This is a genomic window from Streptomyces sp. NPDC088817, from assembly GCF_044750345.1.
GTDB lineage: Bacteria > Actinomycetota > Actinomycetes > Streptomycetales > Streptomycetaceae > Streptomyces.
Genome location: NZ_JBIVJN010000008.1, coordinates 250934 through 267154 on the forward strand (window position 1 = coordinate 250934; position 16221 = coordinate 267154).

General features: G+C 74.1%; 14 protein-coding genes. 6 read left to right on the forward strand and 8 right to left on the reverse strand.

Translation table 11 applies throughout. The features are described from left to right. Positions 1-33: 33 nt before the first annotated feature. Positions 34-1407 (reverse strand): S1 family peptidase, encoded by a 1374-nt coding sequence (locus ACIP4X_RS17485; RefSeq protein ID WP_358729719.1) that lies wholly within the window; start codon positions 1405-1407, stop codon positions 34-36. Positions 1408-1537: 130 nt separating this feature from the next. Beyond that, the gene (locus tag ACIP4X_RS17490; RefSeq protein WP_358729923.1) at positions 1538-2557 is read right to left on the reverse strand and encodes a DUF3800 domain-containing protein; all 1020 of its coding nucleotides are present in this window, start codon (positions 2555-2557) and stop codon (positions 1538-1540) included. An 89-nt stretch (positions 2558-2646) separates the two neighbouring features. Between ACIP4X_RS17490 and ACIP4X_RS17495 the strand changes: the two genes are divergently transcribed. Together ACIP4X_RS17495 and ACIP4X_RS17500 are read left to right on the forward strand one after the other, a co-directional pair. Then, the gene (locus tag ACIP4X_RS17495; RefSeq protein ID WP_358729718.1) at positions 2647-3027 is read left to right on the forward strand and encodes a PPOX class F420-dependent oxidoreductase; all 381 of its coding nucleotides are present in this window, start codon (positions 2647-2649) and stop codon (positions 3025-3027) included. A gap of 122 nt (positions 3028-3149) precedes the next feature. Continuing rightward, on the forward strand, positions 3150-4430 hold the full coding sequence (locus tag ACIP4X_RS17500; RefSeq protein ID WP_401349017.1) for a glycosyltransferase 87 family protein: 1281 nt from the start codon (positions 3150-3152) through the stop codon (positions 4428-4430). 67 nt (positions 4431-4497) lie between these two features. On the opposite strand, the gene ACIP4X_RS17505 is transcribed toward ACIP4X_RS17500, so the two are convergent. After that, positions 4498-4911, reverse strand: a complete 414-nt coding sequence (locus ACIP4X_RS17505) for a zinc ribbon domain-containing protein (protein ID WP_391454727.1) — start codon at positions 4909-4911, stop codon at positions 4498-4500. 147 nt (positions 4912-5058) lie between these two features. Next, positions 5059-5820, reverse strand: a complete 762-nt coding sequence (locus tag ACIP4X_RS17510) for a TetR family transcriptional regulator (protein WP_358729716.1) — start codon at positions 5818-5820, stop codon at positions 5059-5061. Between the two features lie 162 nt (positions 5821-5982). Between ACIP4X_RS17510 and ACIP4X_RS17515 the strand changes: the two genes are divergently transcribed. Further along, a complete protein-coding gene (locus ACIP4X_RS17515) occupies positions 5983-6816 on the forward strand; it encodes a hypothetical protein (protein WP_401349020.1) in 834 nt (277 codons plus the stop codon). Between the two features lie 100 nt (positions 6817-6916). Further along, positions 6917-7588, forward strand: a complete 672-nt coding sequence (locus tag ACIP4X_RS17520; protein WP_358729714.1) for a peptidoglycan-binding domain-containing protein — start codon at positions 6917-6919, stop codon at positions 7586-7588. A 27-nt stretch (positions 7589-7615) separates the two neighbouring features. Here the strand turns inward: ACIP4X_RS17520 and ACIP4X_RS17525 are convergent, their stop codons facing one another. The 4 genes from ACIP4X_RS17525 to ACIP4X_RS17540 all read right to left on the reverse strand — a co-directional run bounded on the left by ACIP4X_RS17525 (position 7616) and on the right by ACIP4X_RS17540 (position 12880). Then, positions 7616-10429: a SpoIIE family protein phosphatase gene (locus tag ACIP4X_RS17525; protein ID WP_401349024.1), complete on the reverse strand. Its 2814-nt coding sequence runs from the start codon at positions 10427-10429 to the stop codon at positions 7616-7618. 96 nt (positions 10430-10525) lie between these two features. Further along, positions 10526-10900: a hypothetical protein gene (locus tag ACIP4X_RS17530; protein ID WP_358729712.1), complete on the reverse strand. Its 375-nt coding sequence runs from the start codon at positions 10898-10900 to the stop codon at positions 10526-10528. Positions 10901-11183: 283 nt separating this feature from the next. After that, positions 11184-12107, reverse strand: coding sequence for an SIS domain-containing protein (locus ACIP4X_RS17535; protein WP_391454485.1), 924 nt, complete (start codon positions 12105-12107; stop codon positions 11184-11186). A gap of 113 nt (positions 12108-12220) precedes the next feature. Then, entirely contained in the window at positions 12221-12880 is a 660-nt protein-coding gene (locus tag ACIP4X_RS17540) for a nucleoside/nucleotide kinase family protein (protein WP_391454483.1), read from the reverse strand. Between the two features lie 105 nt (positions 12881-12985). Between ACIP4X_RS17540 and ACIP4X_RS17545 the strand changes: the two genes are divergently transcribed. Continuing rightward, positions 12986-13738 carry a beta-phosphoglucomutase family hydrolase gene (locus ACIP4X_RS17545; protein ID WP_358729709.1) on the forward strand — a complete coding sequence of 251 codons (753 nt, stop codon included), beginning with the start codon at positions 12986-12988 and terminating at the stop codon, positions 13736-13738. Further along, the gene (locus ACIP4X_RS17550) at positions 13735-16080 is read left to right on the forward strand and encodes a glycosyl hydrolase family 65 protein (protein ID WP_358729708.1); all 2346 of its coding nucleotides are present in this window, start codon (positions 13735-13737) and stop codon (positions 16078-16080) included. Before ACIP4X_RS17545 ends, ACIP4X_RS17550 begins: the two co-directional genes overlap by 4 nt. The last annotated feature ends 141 nt before the right edge of the window (positions 16081-16221 follow it).

Below are 16221 nucleotides of genomic sequence, written 5' to 3' on the forward strand. Positions count from 1 at the left end.
CGGACGGCGGCCACCCGCCGTCCACCCCCTTCATCAGCTCCACGTCGCCGAGTAGTACCTCTGGTAGGCCTTCCGGTCCCGTTCCGCGCGGATCCAGCGGGTGGCCACCAGGACGATCAGGCTGCCACCCATGACCAGCAGGCCGGGCCCGACGTTCCGCGGGTCGGAGAGCCGGGACAGCAGCGCGGTCCCGTCCGTGATGCCGGTCACCGGTGCCGAGGAGCCGGGGGAGGCCGCGCCCGGCGCGATGGCACTGTGGGTTGCCGCGGCGGACGGCTGCGCGCTCGGCCCGCCGTCCTGCCGCGTCCCGGACACGATCAGCCGCACATCGAGCGCGGACAGCGCCTTGGTGACCGGCTGGAAGAACGTCGTGCCGCCCGTCGTGCAGTCGCCACTGCCGCCCGAGGTCACCCCCAGGGCGATGCCCTCGGAGAACAGCGGACCGCCGCTGTCGCCCGGCTCCGCGCACACCGTGGTCCGGATGAGGCCGGTGACGGTGCCCTCCGGGTAGTTCACGGTCGCGCCCAGGCCGGTCACCTCGCCGTCGCGCAGCCCGCTCGTGCTGCCGCTGCGGAACACCCGCTGCCCCACGGCCGGGTCGCCCGCTCCCGTGATCCGTACGCCGTTGCCGCCGCCGATCGCCACCACGTCGGCGCCCGGACCCGCGCTGCCGGAGTCGTACCGCACCAGCGAGAAGTCGCCGCCGGGGAAGGAACCGGCGACCGTCCTGCCGAGCTGCTGATCACTCTGGCCGTCGGCGAACCAGATGGAACCGTTGGGCCCGCAGTGGCCCGCGGTGAGGATGTAGTCACTCCGCCCGTCGGTCACGTTGAAACCCGCCGAGCAGCGCCCGCCGGTCGACAGGATGGGCTGCGCCCCGTTGAGACGGGTGGTGAAGGTGCCTTTGGTGCGCTCCATGCGCACAAAGCCGCCGATCCTGCTCGTGACCTCGGTCATCCGGGCCCAGTCGGCTGCGGAGACCGTGCTGTCGCCCTCGACCGTCACCTGGTTGGCGCGGTAGTCCATCACCCAGGCCGTACCCGTCACCCGGGGCGCCGCGCGCAGCGTCGCGGTGGCCGCCTCCAGCTCGTTCATGCTGTGCCGGACCATCTTCGCCTCGGCGCCCGCCCGCCGTACCTCCGCCGCCGCCCGCTCGTCGGTCACGGCGACCACCGGACGCCCGTCGGGGCCGATCCAGCTTCCCGCCGTGCGGGAGGCGCCCAGCCGGCCCACCAGGGCGGCGCCGGACGTGCCGGGCGTGTCGGCCGGCCCCGTGGTGCCACGCGCCGCGGCGGGAGGCTCGCTCGCCATCGCCGCCTGCGCGACCATCGCTCCTCCCAGGAGGAGTCCCGCGACGGCCGTCAGCCGTGTCACCCGCCGGACGACCCGTCGTCGTGCGTGCCCCATGCATGGCTCCCGAACCCGAACGCGCGGCCTCAACACCGCGGAGCGCTACGGTCGTTGAGCGCCCTTCCTTCATACGCGGCGCGGCGCGGCCGTGTTCAGCGCCCGGGTGATCTTCCTCGGGCGGGCCCGCTCAACAGGGCAGCCGCGCCCACGAGCCGGCCCTCGCTTCCCGGCCGGGGCCGTCCGGGAGCGGGCCGAGGGGGACCCAGCTCGGGGCGTCCCCCCAGACGGAGGCCGCACCGACGTAGGGGCGCAGCAGCGCGGTGAGCACCGGGTCGCCGTACCCGTTCAGCTCGTCGGAGGCGATCTTGCGGGCGACGCCGGCGAGGAAGTCGGCGAGCTGCACCCGAGGATCGAGCCGTGAGTGGACGAGTTCCACGCCGTCCAGGGCCACCCCCTGCTGCCGGGCCGTCCGCAGGAGCCAGTCGATACGGTCGGGGGTGAGCATGTTCTGCCGGTCGTGCACGAGCCGCACGGCCATGCCCGGCGCGCTCCACAGCGCGGCCGTCCTTACGATCGCGGGCAGCAGCGGGTTGACCGCGGGGATCAGGGGCGGTCCCGCGGCGACCCGGGCCCGGTAGGCCTCGGCGCGCTCACGGCTGCCCGCCAGCCGCTCCAGGACCACCGCGGCCGGTTCGGAAGCCTCCCACGCCGCCGCCCGCCGCAGCCCCTCGACGGCGGCGTAGAAGCCGTCCACCGGGTCCGCGGGATCCGCGTCGCTCCTGGCCCGCAGCAGCCGGTTGGCCGCCCGCAGGAACCGCCGCCAGCCGTCCTCGCCGAGGGCCTCCCGCCCCGCCCCGTACAGGGCGTTCGCCCCGGCCGTGTCCCCGAGCAGCAGGTCCAGTGCCCGGTCCACCACGAAGAACGCCTTCTCGGTGAGGTCGACGCGGGCGTGTCCGTGGAGCGGTCCCGCGGGGGAGAGCACCCACTCCAGCACCGCGCGGTGCTTCTCCCGCAGCAGGTGGTTGGCCTTGTACTCCTCCGCGGGCGAACGGATCCGGTGCCGTATCTCCTGCACGCACCCGGCGGCGGACTCCACCGGGAGCAGCACACTGGCGTGCGCGAAGACGTCGGTGTTGCCGTCGGTCAGGTTCTCGCCGTCCGACCCCGACTCGTCGCAGGCGATCTCCCGTACCCCGCCCCGCGCCATCCGCCCGCCCCCGTCCTCGTCGTCCCGGAACACAGCCCGAGTCTCCCACCGCCACGCCCGCCCGAACGAGGGGTTTTAGACTGCGGCGCATGGACGACACCCTGGCGGAGCGGCTCGGAGCGGGGAAGTACCTGCTTGTCACCAGCTACCGAGGGAACGGCACCCCGGTCGCCACACCCGTCTGGGTGGTGCGCGACGGCGACGCGCTCGGCGTATGGACGGCCGCCGACTCCTGGAAGGTCAAGCGGATCCGCAACCGCGCCGAGGTCCTCGTCGGCCCCTGCGACCTGCGCGGGCACCCGACCGGGGACCAGGTGGAGGCGCGGGCGGAGATCTGCGACGCGGCCACCACCGCCCGCTACCGGGGCCTGATCGCACGCAAGTACGGGCTGCTCGGCCGCCTCACCCTGCTGGGCAGCAGACTGCGCCGCGGCCTCGGGGGAACCGTCGGAATCCGCGTCACCCTCTGACCGCGTGGCAGCCGCCGTACGCGGTACCCGCTGCACTAACGTCTGCCGTTCGGGTCATGCCGGGTCGAACCGGACGAACGGCCCGGGTGTGCGGGGCGCAGCGAGACGACGGGGCTGGTGCGGTGAAGGGGATCTGGGCCAGGAGCCAAGGGGTCCGGGTCAGGGGCCGGGGGATCGGCCAGTGGCTCACCCGCCATGCCGGCTGGTGCCTGGCCGTCTCCGTCGCGGTGCACGTCGCCGCCGTCGTCACCCACCCGACGCATCCGCTGGACCTGCGCGTCTACCGCGAGGCCGCCCCGCACGTGCTCTCCGGCGGCCTGTACGACTACGCGCTGCACACCACGCCGCCCATCCCGCGGTTGCCGTTCACCTACCCGCCCTTCGCCGCACTGGTGTTCCTGCCGCTGTCGCGGCTTCCCTGGGCGGCGCTGGTCGCGCTCTGGCAGGCGCTGTCGGTGGCGGCCCTGGTCGTGCTCGCCGTGTGCGCGGTGCGGCTGCTGGGCCCGCGTCCGGGCGTCCGGAGCCGGCGGCAGGCCCTGCTCTGGGCCGCCGCCGGGCTGTGGCTGGAACCCGTGCGCCACACCCTCGATCAGGGGCAGGTCAACCTGCTGCTCGGTGCCGTGGTCCTGTGGGGTCTCGCCGTGCCGCGCGCCGCGCCGGGCAGGGGGGCGGGCGTGGGCCTGGCGGCGGCGGTGAAGTTGACCCCGGCCGTCGGTGGTCTGTACCTGCTGGCGACCCGGCAGTGGCGGGCCGCCGCGTGGGCGGTGGCGACCGCGGCCCTGGCGACCGCGCTCGCCTGGGCCATCGCCCCGCGCGAGTCCGCCCGCTACTGGTCCACGCTCGTCACGGACACCGGAAGGATCGGCCCGGTCTGGTCGGTGCGCAACCAGTCACTGCGCGGGGCCGTCGCCAGGCTGCTCGGTCAGGACGCCACCGCAACCCTGGTGCTCTGGGCCGTCCTCGCCCTGGTGACCGTGGCGCTGGTCGGTGCCCTGCGCGCGGCCCTGCGGCGGCGCGATCCGCTCGGCGTGCTGGTCGCCGTGGAGTTCTACGGGCTGCTGGTGAGCCCCGTCTCCTGGAGCCACCACTGGATCTGGTGCCTGCCCGCCATGATCTGGCTGGCCCACGGCCCCCTTCGCGGCCGCCCGCTCAGCCGGGTCGCGCTCGGGCTGTGGGCCGTGGTCACCGTCGCCCGCGTGGTGCCCTTCCTGATCGGCGCCGAGGACCACGAGGTCCACCCCGGCGCCTATCCGGCGCTGCTCGCCTGGCCCGGCTGCGTCTACGCCGGCTGCGCCGTGCTGACGCTCGCCGCCGTGGCGCTCGGACCCGCGGGACACGACCGGCCGGTCCTCGCCGCCGACGGTGCGCGGGAGCGGGATCGCTCGGAGGCCGCGAGCGGCTGACCGCGGGTCACTTTCAGATACCGTCCGTCAGCGCCGGATGCCGCCGGTCACTTCCGGACGCCGTCCGTCACTTCCAGGTGCCGTAGGGCTCGTCGACCAGTTGGAACACCGGCTCGCCGCGCACCGGGTCCTTCGCCATGGACAGGCGTACCCGGTCCCCGCCGTGGATGCCGATGGGCGGCCCCATGACCCGGCCCCGCACGACGAAGCCCTCGCTCATCTCGACCAGTGAGACATTGCGCGCGGCGGGGGAGTTGCGGTTCACCACCGTGGAGTGGCGGACCGTGCCCTCCCCCGCGCTGCGCTCGGTGCGCAGATCGCTGCCCCGGCAGACCGGGCACAGCAGCCGGTGGTACACGGCCGTGCCGCACCACGCGCAGCGCTGGAAGTACAGGGCCTGCGTGTCGCGGGCCGCGGGCGCGAGAAGGCCGGTCGTGGTGCCGGCCGCCCGGGGAACGGTGTTTCCTGAGAGGTAGTACACGCTGGTCAACTCCCTGCGCTGGGCCGGAATCCCGCGTGCGCGGCGCACCCGGGCACGCACGTGCGCGGTGGGTCGCGCCACCGTGCACGGCCACAGCGTATGGCACTGGGTGTCACTCGTAAATGCACTGCGTACCCTCGATTGCCCTCAACTCCCGGGCGGACGGCCCTCCGCGAGCGCCGTCTCGACCTCCCGCACCACCTGCCACAGGGGCGCTCCGCGCCGTGCGACCACGACGACCACGTCGTCCCGCGCCGCCGCGGGCCGCCGTCCGGCGCGGGGGGCGGCCGGGTCGCGGAAGGCGGCCTGCACATGGTTGAGGGCGTGGTCCACCGCGGCGCCCGCGTCGCCGAGGCCGTCCGAACGCAGCCATGAGCGCAGGGCGTTGTTGTGCGCCGCCACCACGGCCGCAGCGATCACGTCCGCCCGCAGGGTCCCGTCCCGCCGCCCCGCGAACCGGGCCCGCAGATAACCGGCGAGGGCGCGCTCGTAGCGCCACACCACCGACAACTCGTAGGCGCGCAGCCCCGGTACGCGCTTGGTGATCCGGTAGCGCTGGACGGAGAACACCGGGTCCTCCGCGTACATCCGCAGGACCAGCCGGGCCGCGTCGCAGGCCCGCCGCACGGGCTCGTCCTCCTCGCCGCCGGCGGCCAGGAAGGCCGTCATGTCGGCCAGATACCGCTCGTGGTCGGGGAAGACCACGTCCTCCTTGGAGGGGAAGTAGCGGAAGAAGGACCGCCGTCCGACCCCGGCGAGCGCCACGATGTCGTCGACGGTGGTCTGTTCGTAGCCGCGCTCCAGGAACAGCCGGAACGCCGCCGCCACGAGGGCGTCCCGCATGGGCGTCCGCCCGGCCGCCCGTCGCGCTTTCTCACCGCGGCGGGACGCGGCAGTGCTGGAGCTCATGAACGGGAACGTAGCACCCGGACGGGCACAGATGGCACTCGGTGCAGCCTGACGAGGGAACCGAGTGCAACAGGAGGCAACGGGCGGTCCGCGCAGTAACCTTTCCCCACCCTCGCCCGCTCCTCGTCCGTCCCACCGGACACCTCGTACCAGGAGACGCCCATGCCGCCCGCCCGCTCCCGTCTGCTCTACGTCACCGACCTGGCGTACCCGGCCCGCGGACGCCGCTACTGCGACGAGGACATCCGGCTCACCTCCCGCCTGCGCGAAGACTTCGACCTCGCCCTGTGCAACCCCCGGGACGCCGCCGCTCTGATGGACGCCTTCGATGCCGTCGTCGTCCGCAACAGCGGACCCGTCCTGGAGTACCGGGCGGCCTACGACGACTTCCGGACCCGGGCACTGGACCGGAAGACACCCGTCTACAACCCGCTCACCGGCCGCGCGGACATGGCCGGCAAGCAGTACCTCCTCGACCTCAGCGCCGCCGGACGCCCGGTCATCCCCACCGTCGACCGCCCCGAGGACCTGCACCGGCTCCCCGCCGCCGACCACTACGTGGTCAAGCCCAAGCTGGGCGCCGACTCCATAGGCCTGCGCACCGTCACCGCCGGGGAACTGCCCGGCCTCGCCGACGGCAGCCTCCTCGTCCAGCCGCGCGTCGAGTTCGCCTACGAGGTCTCGTTCTACTTCGTCGACCACGACTTCCAGTACGCCCTGTACGCCCCGGACCCGGAGCGCCGCTGGGAACTGCGTCCCTACGAACCCTCCCGCGAGGACCTGGAGTTCGCCCAGGACTTCGTCGAATGGAACCCCCTCGCCCACGGCATCCAGCGGGTCGACGCCTGCCGCGCCCCGAGCGGCGAACTGCTCCTGGTCGAACTGGAGGACCTCAACCCCTACTTGTCCCTGGACGCCGTCGACGACACACGCCGCGAGGCCTTCGTCGCCGCGATGAAGTCGTCCCTGCACCGCTTCCTCGCCGCCACCGGATGAGCCGCCGCGCGCCCCGCCGCGAGCGGCGCTGAACCGGCCGGGCGGCGGCCGCGTATCACTCCTCGGGATGGGCCCGGACGCAGAGCGTGAGGAGTGCAGTGTGTCGACACCGCCCGGACACGGACAGCCGCACGGCGGGGAGCCCCTGGAGCCGGTACGCGTCATCCGGCCCAGACGGACCGACGCCCTCGCCGACCTCATGCGGGAGTTCAGGGAGTACCAGCGGGACACCGCCGACGGACCCGCTGAGGACCCGGCGACCGAGGAACTCCCGGCCGCACCCGCCGGGATCCCCGCGCCCCGCCGCCTGCCGGACCGGGAGCCGGCCGGAGCGGGGCGCTCACTGCGCTGGGCCGCCGTCGCGGTCGCCGTCGTCGCGGCCGCGCTGCTCGGTTTCGGCTCCGCCCTCCTGCTGCCCGCCCGGGGCGAGGCCGCCGGCCCGGCGGCGGTCCCGCCGCAGCCGTCCGTGAGCGCCGCGGACCCGCCCGCACAGGCCACGACCCCCACCGCGGGCTCGTCGGCCGATCCGGACGGCCCCGGCACCCTGCGCGAGGGCGACAGCGGCCCGGACGTCACCGAACTGCAGGAACGCCTCCGGCGTATCCCGGACGTCTACCGTGACGGCTCCACCGGCGGCCGCTACGACGGCGAACTGAGGGAGGCCGTCGCCCGCTTCCAGCTCTGGTACGGCATCAGCGGCGACGAGACCGGCGTCTACGGCGACGACACCCGCCGCGCCCTGGAATCCCGTACGACGCCCGACGACGGATGAACCCGACGGCGGCACAGCGGACGCGGCCTACGCCGGCTGCGCGGGCACCCGCAGGTCGAGGACGCAGACGTCGTCGCGGCGTTCGCTCTCCAGCATCGAGGCCAGCAGCGACCCCAGCGCACCGGCCGGGTCCCCCCGCCCCGCCGCGGCCGCCCCGGCGAGCCGCTCCAGTCCCTCCTGGATGCCCTCGCCGGGCCGCTCGACCAGGCCGTCGGTGTACAGCAGCAACCGGTCGCCCGGCTCCAGCCGGCACTCCGCCTCCTCGAACGCCGGGGTTCCGGTCGCGCCGAGCAGGACACCGTGCGGACGGTCCAGGAAGCGCGGCTCGCCCCGGCGCAGCAGCAGCGGCGGCGGGTGGCCCGCCTGGGCCCACAGCAGACGGCGCTCGGCCGGCTTGTAGCGGGCCAGCACCATGGTCGCCGTGCGACGCGTGTCGCGGGAGTGGAGCAGCAGGGTGTTCAGCCCGAGGAGCGCGTCCGTCAGCGCCGAACCGGTGAGGATCATGCCCTTGGCCGTGAAACGGAGCTGTGCCATGGTGGCCACCGCGTCGATGCCGTGCCCGGCGACGTCGCCGATCACGAACAGCGCGTCGCCGCCTGGCAGTTCGATCGCACTGAACCAGTCACCGCCGACATGGATCCCCGACTGCGCCGGCAGATAGGCCACGTCGACCCGGAGTCCGGCCAGCCGCACGGGCCGCCGCGGCAGCGGCAGCAGCGCGTGCTGGAGCCGGCCCGCCAGCGTCCGCTCGGCCTGGAGGATCCCGTGCTGCGCCAGGATCGCCCGCTCGCTCTCCACCAGGGCGAGTTCGGCGCTGCGCTGCGCGGTGAGGTCCTGCACGAAGCCGTGCACCTGGACCGGGGTGCCCTCCGCGTCCGGTACGGCCTCGGCGACGAGCCGCAGATGCCGTACCCCGGCCGCCGTCCTGACCCGGAACGGCACGTCGAACGGCTTGCCCTCGCCGAGCAGTTCGCGCACCACCCGGGCGAGCGCGGGTTCGTCCTCGGGCAGGGCCAGCTCCGGCAGTTCGGCCAGGCGGACCGGGCCGTCCCCGGGGGCGCGGCCGCACAACTCGTAGACCTGGTACGACCAGACCGCCTCCCGGGTGACCAGGTTCCAGGTGGCCCAGCCGAGGCGGCCCAGCCGCTGGATGTCCGCGAGGCGCTGCTCCTGGCGGTCGGAGGACTCGTGGCGCAGCCAGGTGACCACGAGGCCCTCGCCCAGCCGGGCGGCCCGCACCGAGTACATGGACAGCTCCTGGCCGCCCGGGCCCAGTTCCTGCCGCGCGAACGGCTCCCCCTCGAAGGGCTCCCCGCCGTTCAGCGCCTCCAGCCACCCCTGCCACAGCGGCTCGCGGGCGACGGCCGGCCAGCACTCCAGGACCCGGCGGCCGACCAGTTCGCGTCCGCCCCGGCCGACCACGTCGACGGTCTGCGCCGTCGCGGCGTCTATGCGGTAGTCCTCGACCTCACCCGACGGCGACCGCAGCGGGGTGAGCAGCAGCGTGGCGCCGGGCAGCGCGTCGAACAGTGCACGGACCACGGCCTCAGCACCGTCCCCGGGGACCGCCACGGCGGGCTCCGGGGAGGTGGCGAAGGCACGCAACCGGCTCGCGCACAGCCGGGTCACCCCGCGCAGCAGCTCCCGGACCTCCGGGGAGAAGGGGCCCTCGCGGTCGCGGAGCACACCGATGACGGCGTCCGCCGTGTCTCCCGTGACCACGGGCAGCCAGGCGCGGGTGGGCCACGGGCCGGCCGGACCCACGATCGGCAGGTACCGCTTGCTGTCCTCGGCGAGGTCCTCCAGCCACAGTTCCTCGCGGGTGTCGAGGGCGTGCCGGGCGGCCACGCCGCTGACCGGCGGCACGTGCCGCCACAGGTCGGCGAACGCGTCGTCGACGCCGGCGTGGCCGGTCAGCTCCAGCCCTCCGGAGGGCAGCCTCCGGTAGATCACCACCGCGACGGCGCCCACGGGCACGGCGAGATGCTCCAGCAGACACCGGGCGAGATCCCGCGAGGTACCGACACGCACCAGAGCCCTGCCGAACACGGCAAGAACACCCGCGCCACCGTCCCCGTACGGAACCTCCGCCCCGGCCTCACCGCGCCCGGACCGAGCGGAAGGGGCCTCAGCGCCCGTGGGCGGGGGAGAGCCTGCGGCGGGTGCGGGTGCGGGTGCGGGTGCGGGTGCGGGTGCGGGTGCGGGGGATGGGGAGGAGGGTGCGTCCGCCGGGGTCCCGGCCGGCCCCGGTCGGGCGGAGGCGGGTGTGGTCGGGTCCGTGTCGGCGAGCCCCTGCCGGGCGGGGGAGGTTGCAGTGCCCTCGGGTGCGGAGGAGGAGGGTGCGTCCGCGCCGGTCTCGGCCGTCCCCGGTCGGGCGGAGGCGGGTGCGGGTGGGGCCGAGTCCGTGTCGGACGGCCCCGGCGGGGCGGGGGAGGTCGCAGAGCCTCCGGGCGAGGGAGAGCCTACGGCGGGCGAGGGTCCGGCCGGATCGGCGTCGGCGGTCCTCGGCCGGGCAGGTGCGGCGCCATCCGGACCGGGCGCTGGTGGCTCGGCGGCGGGCGGGGTCGGGCGGGAGTTCAGGGTGCCGAGGGTGATCCAGCACTCTTCCATGAGGGTGCGGTCCGCGGTCTTGGAGCGGGTCAGCAGTTCCTCGTACGCGGCCTCCGCCGCGCAGCCGGTCAGTGCCATCAGCGCGCCCTTGGCCCGCTCCAGCACGGCCGAGGTCGCCGCCTGGTCCTGGAGCCGGTCGAGTTCGGCCCGCTGCCTGGCCACCACCTTGGCCAGCGCCGCCATGTCAGGGGCGGTACCGGACTCCGCGGGAACGGCGGGTTCGCTGGTCACGCGTCGAGCATCGCACATACCGGCCGGTCCGATCACCGGATTGCCGGCCCGGATTCACCGGGGACCCCGGCCCCGCGCGAGCGCGGCCGGGACGGCTCACCGGTGTCCCGCGCGCTCCGCCAGCGCCTCCGTCACCACGCGGACGCCGCGCGCGATGTGCTGGAGTTGCAGCAGCTCGGCGGCGTACAGCTTGATCGTGTGCTCGATGACCGCCTCGGGCACACCGAGCCGGGGCAGCTCGGCGCGCGCCGTCTGCAGGGCGGTGCGGGCCACCCGGACCTCCAGCTGGACCTGTATCTGCGCGTGCCGGGCGAGCAGGACGGGGTGCCGGATCAGCGCGGGGTAGCTGCCGTAGCGCGCCGGGACCAGTTCGCGCAGCCACTTGGCCGCGGAGCGTTCCCAGTCGTGGCTGCCGGGGGTCTTGACCTGGCGGGGCCAGTCCGGGCCGAGGCGCGTGGTCGTCTGGGTCATGGCATCGCTTCCGGTGTGCGGCGTCGTGGAGGGGTGGGACGACGACGGAGTGGGACGACGAGGTGAGCGGCCCCGGCCTAGGGGAGGGCCGGGGCCGCCGCGGGCGCTCGCGCAGGCGATGCCCGACCCGGCACCCCATGTGCCGACGCCGGTGGGAGGCGGCGGCTCGGGGCCCGTGCAGGGTGGCGCACGTACCGGGGGTGGGCCGGGCCGTGATCCGTGAGCAGTATTTATATATGCCGTCCGCTTGGCAAGGAGTATGTAAACATTCATGCCCCACCGGTCAGTCCCGGAGGAAGAAATCGTGCTGGTCGGAGATCTGCTCGTACGCCTCCAGCCGGGCCTGGGTCCGTTCCGGATCGGCGTCGGTCATGGCCTGCAGCAGCGCCGCGCACATCACTCCGGGCGCGGCGTAGGAGTCGAAGACCAGACGGGGCCCGGTGCCGGTGGCGAAGGTGACGTCGGCCTCGTCGGCCACCGGCCCGAGCGCCAGGTCGGTGATCACGGCCACCTTGAGCCCGGCGTCGCGGGCCACCCGGACGGCGGCCAGGGTCTCGTGGGCGTGCCGGGGCATGGAGAAGGCCAGCACCCAGGTTCCGCCGGCCTCCCGGGCCTGCAGCAGCGTGTCGTAGGCGACGCTGCCGCCCCGGGTCACCAGCCGCACGTCCGGATGGATGCGCCGCGCCGCGTAGGCGAAGTACTCGGCGAGCGACGCCGAGATGCGCAGGCCGAGGACGGTCAGCGGGGTCGAGAGCGACAGCGCGCGGCCGGTGTCGATCACGAGACGGGGGTCGGCGAAGTCGCGGCGCAGGTTCTCCAGGTTCCCGATCTCCGCGTCGACGGCCGCCTGGAGCTCGTTGCTCCGGTCCTGCTCGGCCGCGCCCGGCCCGCCCGCCAGGGTCCGCAGCGCGATGGACTGGAGCCTCTCGCGCAGCGCGGGATAGCCGCTGAAGCCGACCGCCGCCGCGAACCGCGTCACCGACGGCTGGCTGACGCCGACCCGGTCCGCCAGCTCCGTGATCGACAGGAACGCGGCCTCGGTGATGTTCTCGATCAGGTACTGCGCGATGCGGCGCTGCCCCGGAGACAGATGAGGCCCGTCGAAGATCGTCCTGAGCTGGGACGCGGGGGCGGCCTCCGCCCGGGGCGCCGTCCTGCGCGAGGTGATCGCGGACGCCTGCGCGCGCGCCTGCTGCGGCGATGACACCGGCGTGCTTCCTTTGTCTCCCACAGAGCCCCAACATAGTCCAACACGGCGCGCCCGCCGCCCCGTCGGGCGACCGGAACCGGGACTCGCCGGACGGCCGGGACCGTCCGCGCTCAGGCCGCCCGCCTGCCCGGCGGCAGGGCCGACGGCGGCACGATCAGGTCCGCGCGGGACCGGGTCGCCGCGACCAGGTCGGCGTTGCGCTGGTCGGTGCCCAGCACCCAGGCCACCGCCTCCCGGTGCGGCTTGCCGAACTCCTCGTGCCGGGCGACCAGGCGGCGTACGCGCTCCGGCTCGTCGAGCTCGCAGAACCACACCTCGTCCAGGCGGGGCCGCACCCGCGCCCACAGACCGGTGTCCAGCAGCAGGTAGTTGCCCTCCGTCACCACCAGCCGGGCCGACGGCGGCACCGGGACGGTGCCCGCGACGGGCTGCTCCAGGACGCGGTCGAAGCCGGGCGCGTACACCGTCTCGTCCGTCTCCTCGCGCAACCGGCTCAGCAGCGCCGCGTACCCGGCCGCGTCGAAGGTGTCCGGCGCGCCCTTGCGGTCGCGGCGGCCGAGCCGGTCGAGTTCGGTGTCGGCGAGGTGGAAGCCGTCCATGGGCACGTGCGCCACCCAGGGGTCCCCGTCCGCGTTCAGCGCCCGCACCAGGTGCTCGGCCAGGGTCGACTTGCCCGCGCCGGGGCTGCCCGCGACCCCGAGGACCGCGCGGTGTCCGGCACGGGGCAGGGCCCGGGCGCGGGCCAGGAGGTCGTCAAAGGTCAGCGGCACACGGCACAGTGTGTCACCCGACCGGCGGGGACGGATGGGCAGAACATGGGCCGGATGTGGCACTCGACACCCTCTCAAAGCCGCAATGCGGGGAAAGGTGCCTGTATGACAGAGCTCGGTCTGCCCGAAGACATCACCGTCTGCCTCTTCGACCTCGACGGGGTGGTCACCAAGACGGCCGTGGTGCACGCGGCCGCCTGGAAGGAGACGTTCGACGCCTTCCTGCGCGAGCGGGACGGCGCCGGCTTCCGGCCCTTCGACCCGGTCGCCGACTACGACGAGTACGTCGACGGCCGCCCCCGCGCCGACGGGGTCCGCACCTTCCTCGCCTCACGCGGCATCGAACTGCCCGAGGGCGCCCCCGACGACCCGCCGGACGCTCAGACGGTCAACGGGATCGGCAACCGCAAGAACGAACTCGTACTGGAGAAGATCCGTACCGAGGGTGTGGAGGCGTACGAGGGCACCCTGCGCTACATCGGGGCCGTCCGGGCCAAGGGCCTGCGGACCGCGATCGTCTCCTCCAGCGCCAACACCCGGGACGTCCTGCGCTCCATCGACGCCGAACGCCTCTTCGACGTCCGTGTCGACGGAGTGGTCGCCCGCGAACGCGGTCTGCCCGGCAAGCCCCACCCCGACACCTTCCTGGCCGCCGCCCGCGACCTGGGCGTCGACGCCGGGCGGGCCGCCGTCTTCGAGGACGCGCTGGCCGGCATGGAGGCGGGCCGCTCGGGCCGCTTCGGATACGTCGTCGGCGTCGACCGCGTGGGCCAGCGCGACGCGCTGTACGCGCACGGCGCCGACGTGGTCGTCAAGGACCTCGCCGAACTTCTCGGCGTGGGAGGAGGAACCGCGTGATCACCCACCGTTCGTACGCCGTCGAGCCGTGGACCGTGCGCGAGACGGAACTCAGCCTCGACGTCCTCGCCCAGAGCGAGTCCGTCTTCGCGCTGTCCAACGGGCACATCGGCTGGCGCGGCAACCTCGACGAGGGCGAACCGCACGGACTGCCCGGCTCCTACCTCAACGGCGTGTACGAGGTGCACCCGCTGCCGTACGCGGAGGCCGGCTACGGCTACCCCGAGTCGGGCCAGACGCTCATCAACATCACCAACGGCAAGGTGCTGCGGCTGCTCGTCGACGACGAGCCGTTCGACCTGCGCTACGGGCGGCTGGTCTCGCACGAGCGCACCGTCGACCTGCGCCGCGGGGTGATGGAGCGGACCTGCGAGTGGATCTCCCCGGCCGGTACGACGATCCGGGTGCGCTCCACCCGGCTGGTCTCCCTCACCCAGCGGTCGATCGCCGCGGTCGCCTACGAGGTGGAGCCCGTCGACTCACAGGCCCGCGTGGTCATCCAGTCGGAGCTGGTGGCCAACGAGCAGATGCCGCAGTCCAACGGCGACCCGCGGGCGGCGATGGCCCTGGAGTCCCCGCTGGAGCCGGAGGACGACTTCGCCTCCGGCAAGCGGCTGCGGCTGGTCCACTGCACCCGGCACAGCGGCCTGCGGGTGGCCGTGGCCGCCGACCACACCGTCTCCGGACCCGAGCACACCACGGCCGACAGCGAGAGCCATCCCCATCTGGCCCGGCTGACCGTCACCTCCGTCCTCCAGCCGGGAGAGCGGCTGCGGGTGGAGAAGTTCGTCGCGCACGGCTGGTCCGGTGCCCGCTCCCTGCCGGCGATGAGCGACCAGGTCGACGCGGCCCTGGCGGCCGCCGCGCACGGCGGCTGGAAAGGCCTGGTCGAGGAACAGCGGGCGTACCTCGACGACTTCTGGTCCCGTGCCGACGTCGAGGTGGACGGCGACGAGGAGATCCAGCAGGCCGTCCGCTTCGCCCTCTTCCACGTCCTCCAGGCCGGCGCCCGCGCCGAGGAACGGGCGATCGCGGCCAAGGGACTGACCGGCTCCGGGTACGACGGTCACGCCTTCTGGGACACCGAGATGTTCGTGCTCCCCGTGCTGACCTACTCCTCGCCCGGCGCCGTGACCGAGGCGCTGCGCTGGCGGCAGAGCACCCTGCCCGCCGCCCGGGAGCGCGCCGCCCAACTGGGCCTGCGAGGCGCCGCGTTCCCCTGGCGGACCATCGAGGGTCAGGAGGGGTCGGCGTACTGGCCCGCCGGCACCGCGGCCTTCCACGTGAACGCCGCCATCGCGCACGCCGTGGTGCGCTACGTCGCGTCGACGGGCGACGAGGACTTCGAACGCGACACCGGAGTCGAACTGCTGGTGGAGACGGCCCGGCTGTGGCGCTCGCTGGGCCACCACGACCACCACGGCACCTTCCACATCGACGGCGTCACCGGCCCCGACGAGTACAGCGCGATCGCCGACGACAACACGTACACCAACCTGATGGCCCGGGCGAACCTGCTGGCCGCGGCCGACGTCGTCGAACGCCATCCGAAGGAGGCGGAACTGCTCGGCGCCGACGACGAGGAGAGCGCCACCTGGCGGGACGCGGCCGAGGCGATGAACCTTCCCTACAACGCCGAGCTGGGCGTGCACGAGCAGCACGCGGGCTTCACCCGCTACCAGCGCTGGGACTTCGCGGGCACCCGCGCCGACCAGTACCCGCTGCTGCTGCACTTCCCCTACTTCGACCTGTACCGCAAGCAGGTGATCAAGCAGGCCGACCTGGTCCTCGCGATGTACACCTGCGGCAGCGAGTTCGACGAGGAGCACCTCGCCCGCAACTTCGCCTACTACGAGCCGCTGACCGTCCGGGACTCCTCACTGTCGGCCTGTGTACAGGCCGTCATCGCCGCGCGTGCGGGCCATCTGCGCCTGGCCTACGACTACGCGGCCGAGGCCGCCCTCATGGACCTGGAGGACCTGGAGCACAACACCCGCGACGGGCTGCACATCGCCTCCCTGGCCGGCACCTGGCTGGCGCTGGTGGCCGGGTTCGGCGGCACCCGCAGGGAAGGTGAGGAACTGTGGTTCTCGCCGCGGCTGCCGGAGAAGTTCAGCCGCCTCGCCTTCTCCGTCCAGTTCCGCGGCCGCCGGCTGCGCGTGGAGGTCACCCAGCAGAGCGCCACGTACTCGCTGCTCGACGGGCCGACCATGACGATCCGTCACCACGGGTCCCCGGTCACGCTCCGGCCGGGCGCCGCCACGGCCCGCCCCGTGCCGCCGCCCAAGCACCTGCCGGCCCCGGAACAGCCCCTGCACCGCAGGCCGAACACGCCCAGCTGACGCCTGCGCCGCCCGCCGTACGGATGCTGCGGGCCCACGACCCCGCCGGTCCGTCGGAAACCGTTGGTCCGTGGAAACCGTCGGGCCGCGGATAGGGCCGGTCCACGGAAACAGTCGGCCCGGGGAGCGCCGCCGGCCCAT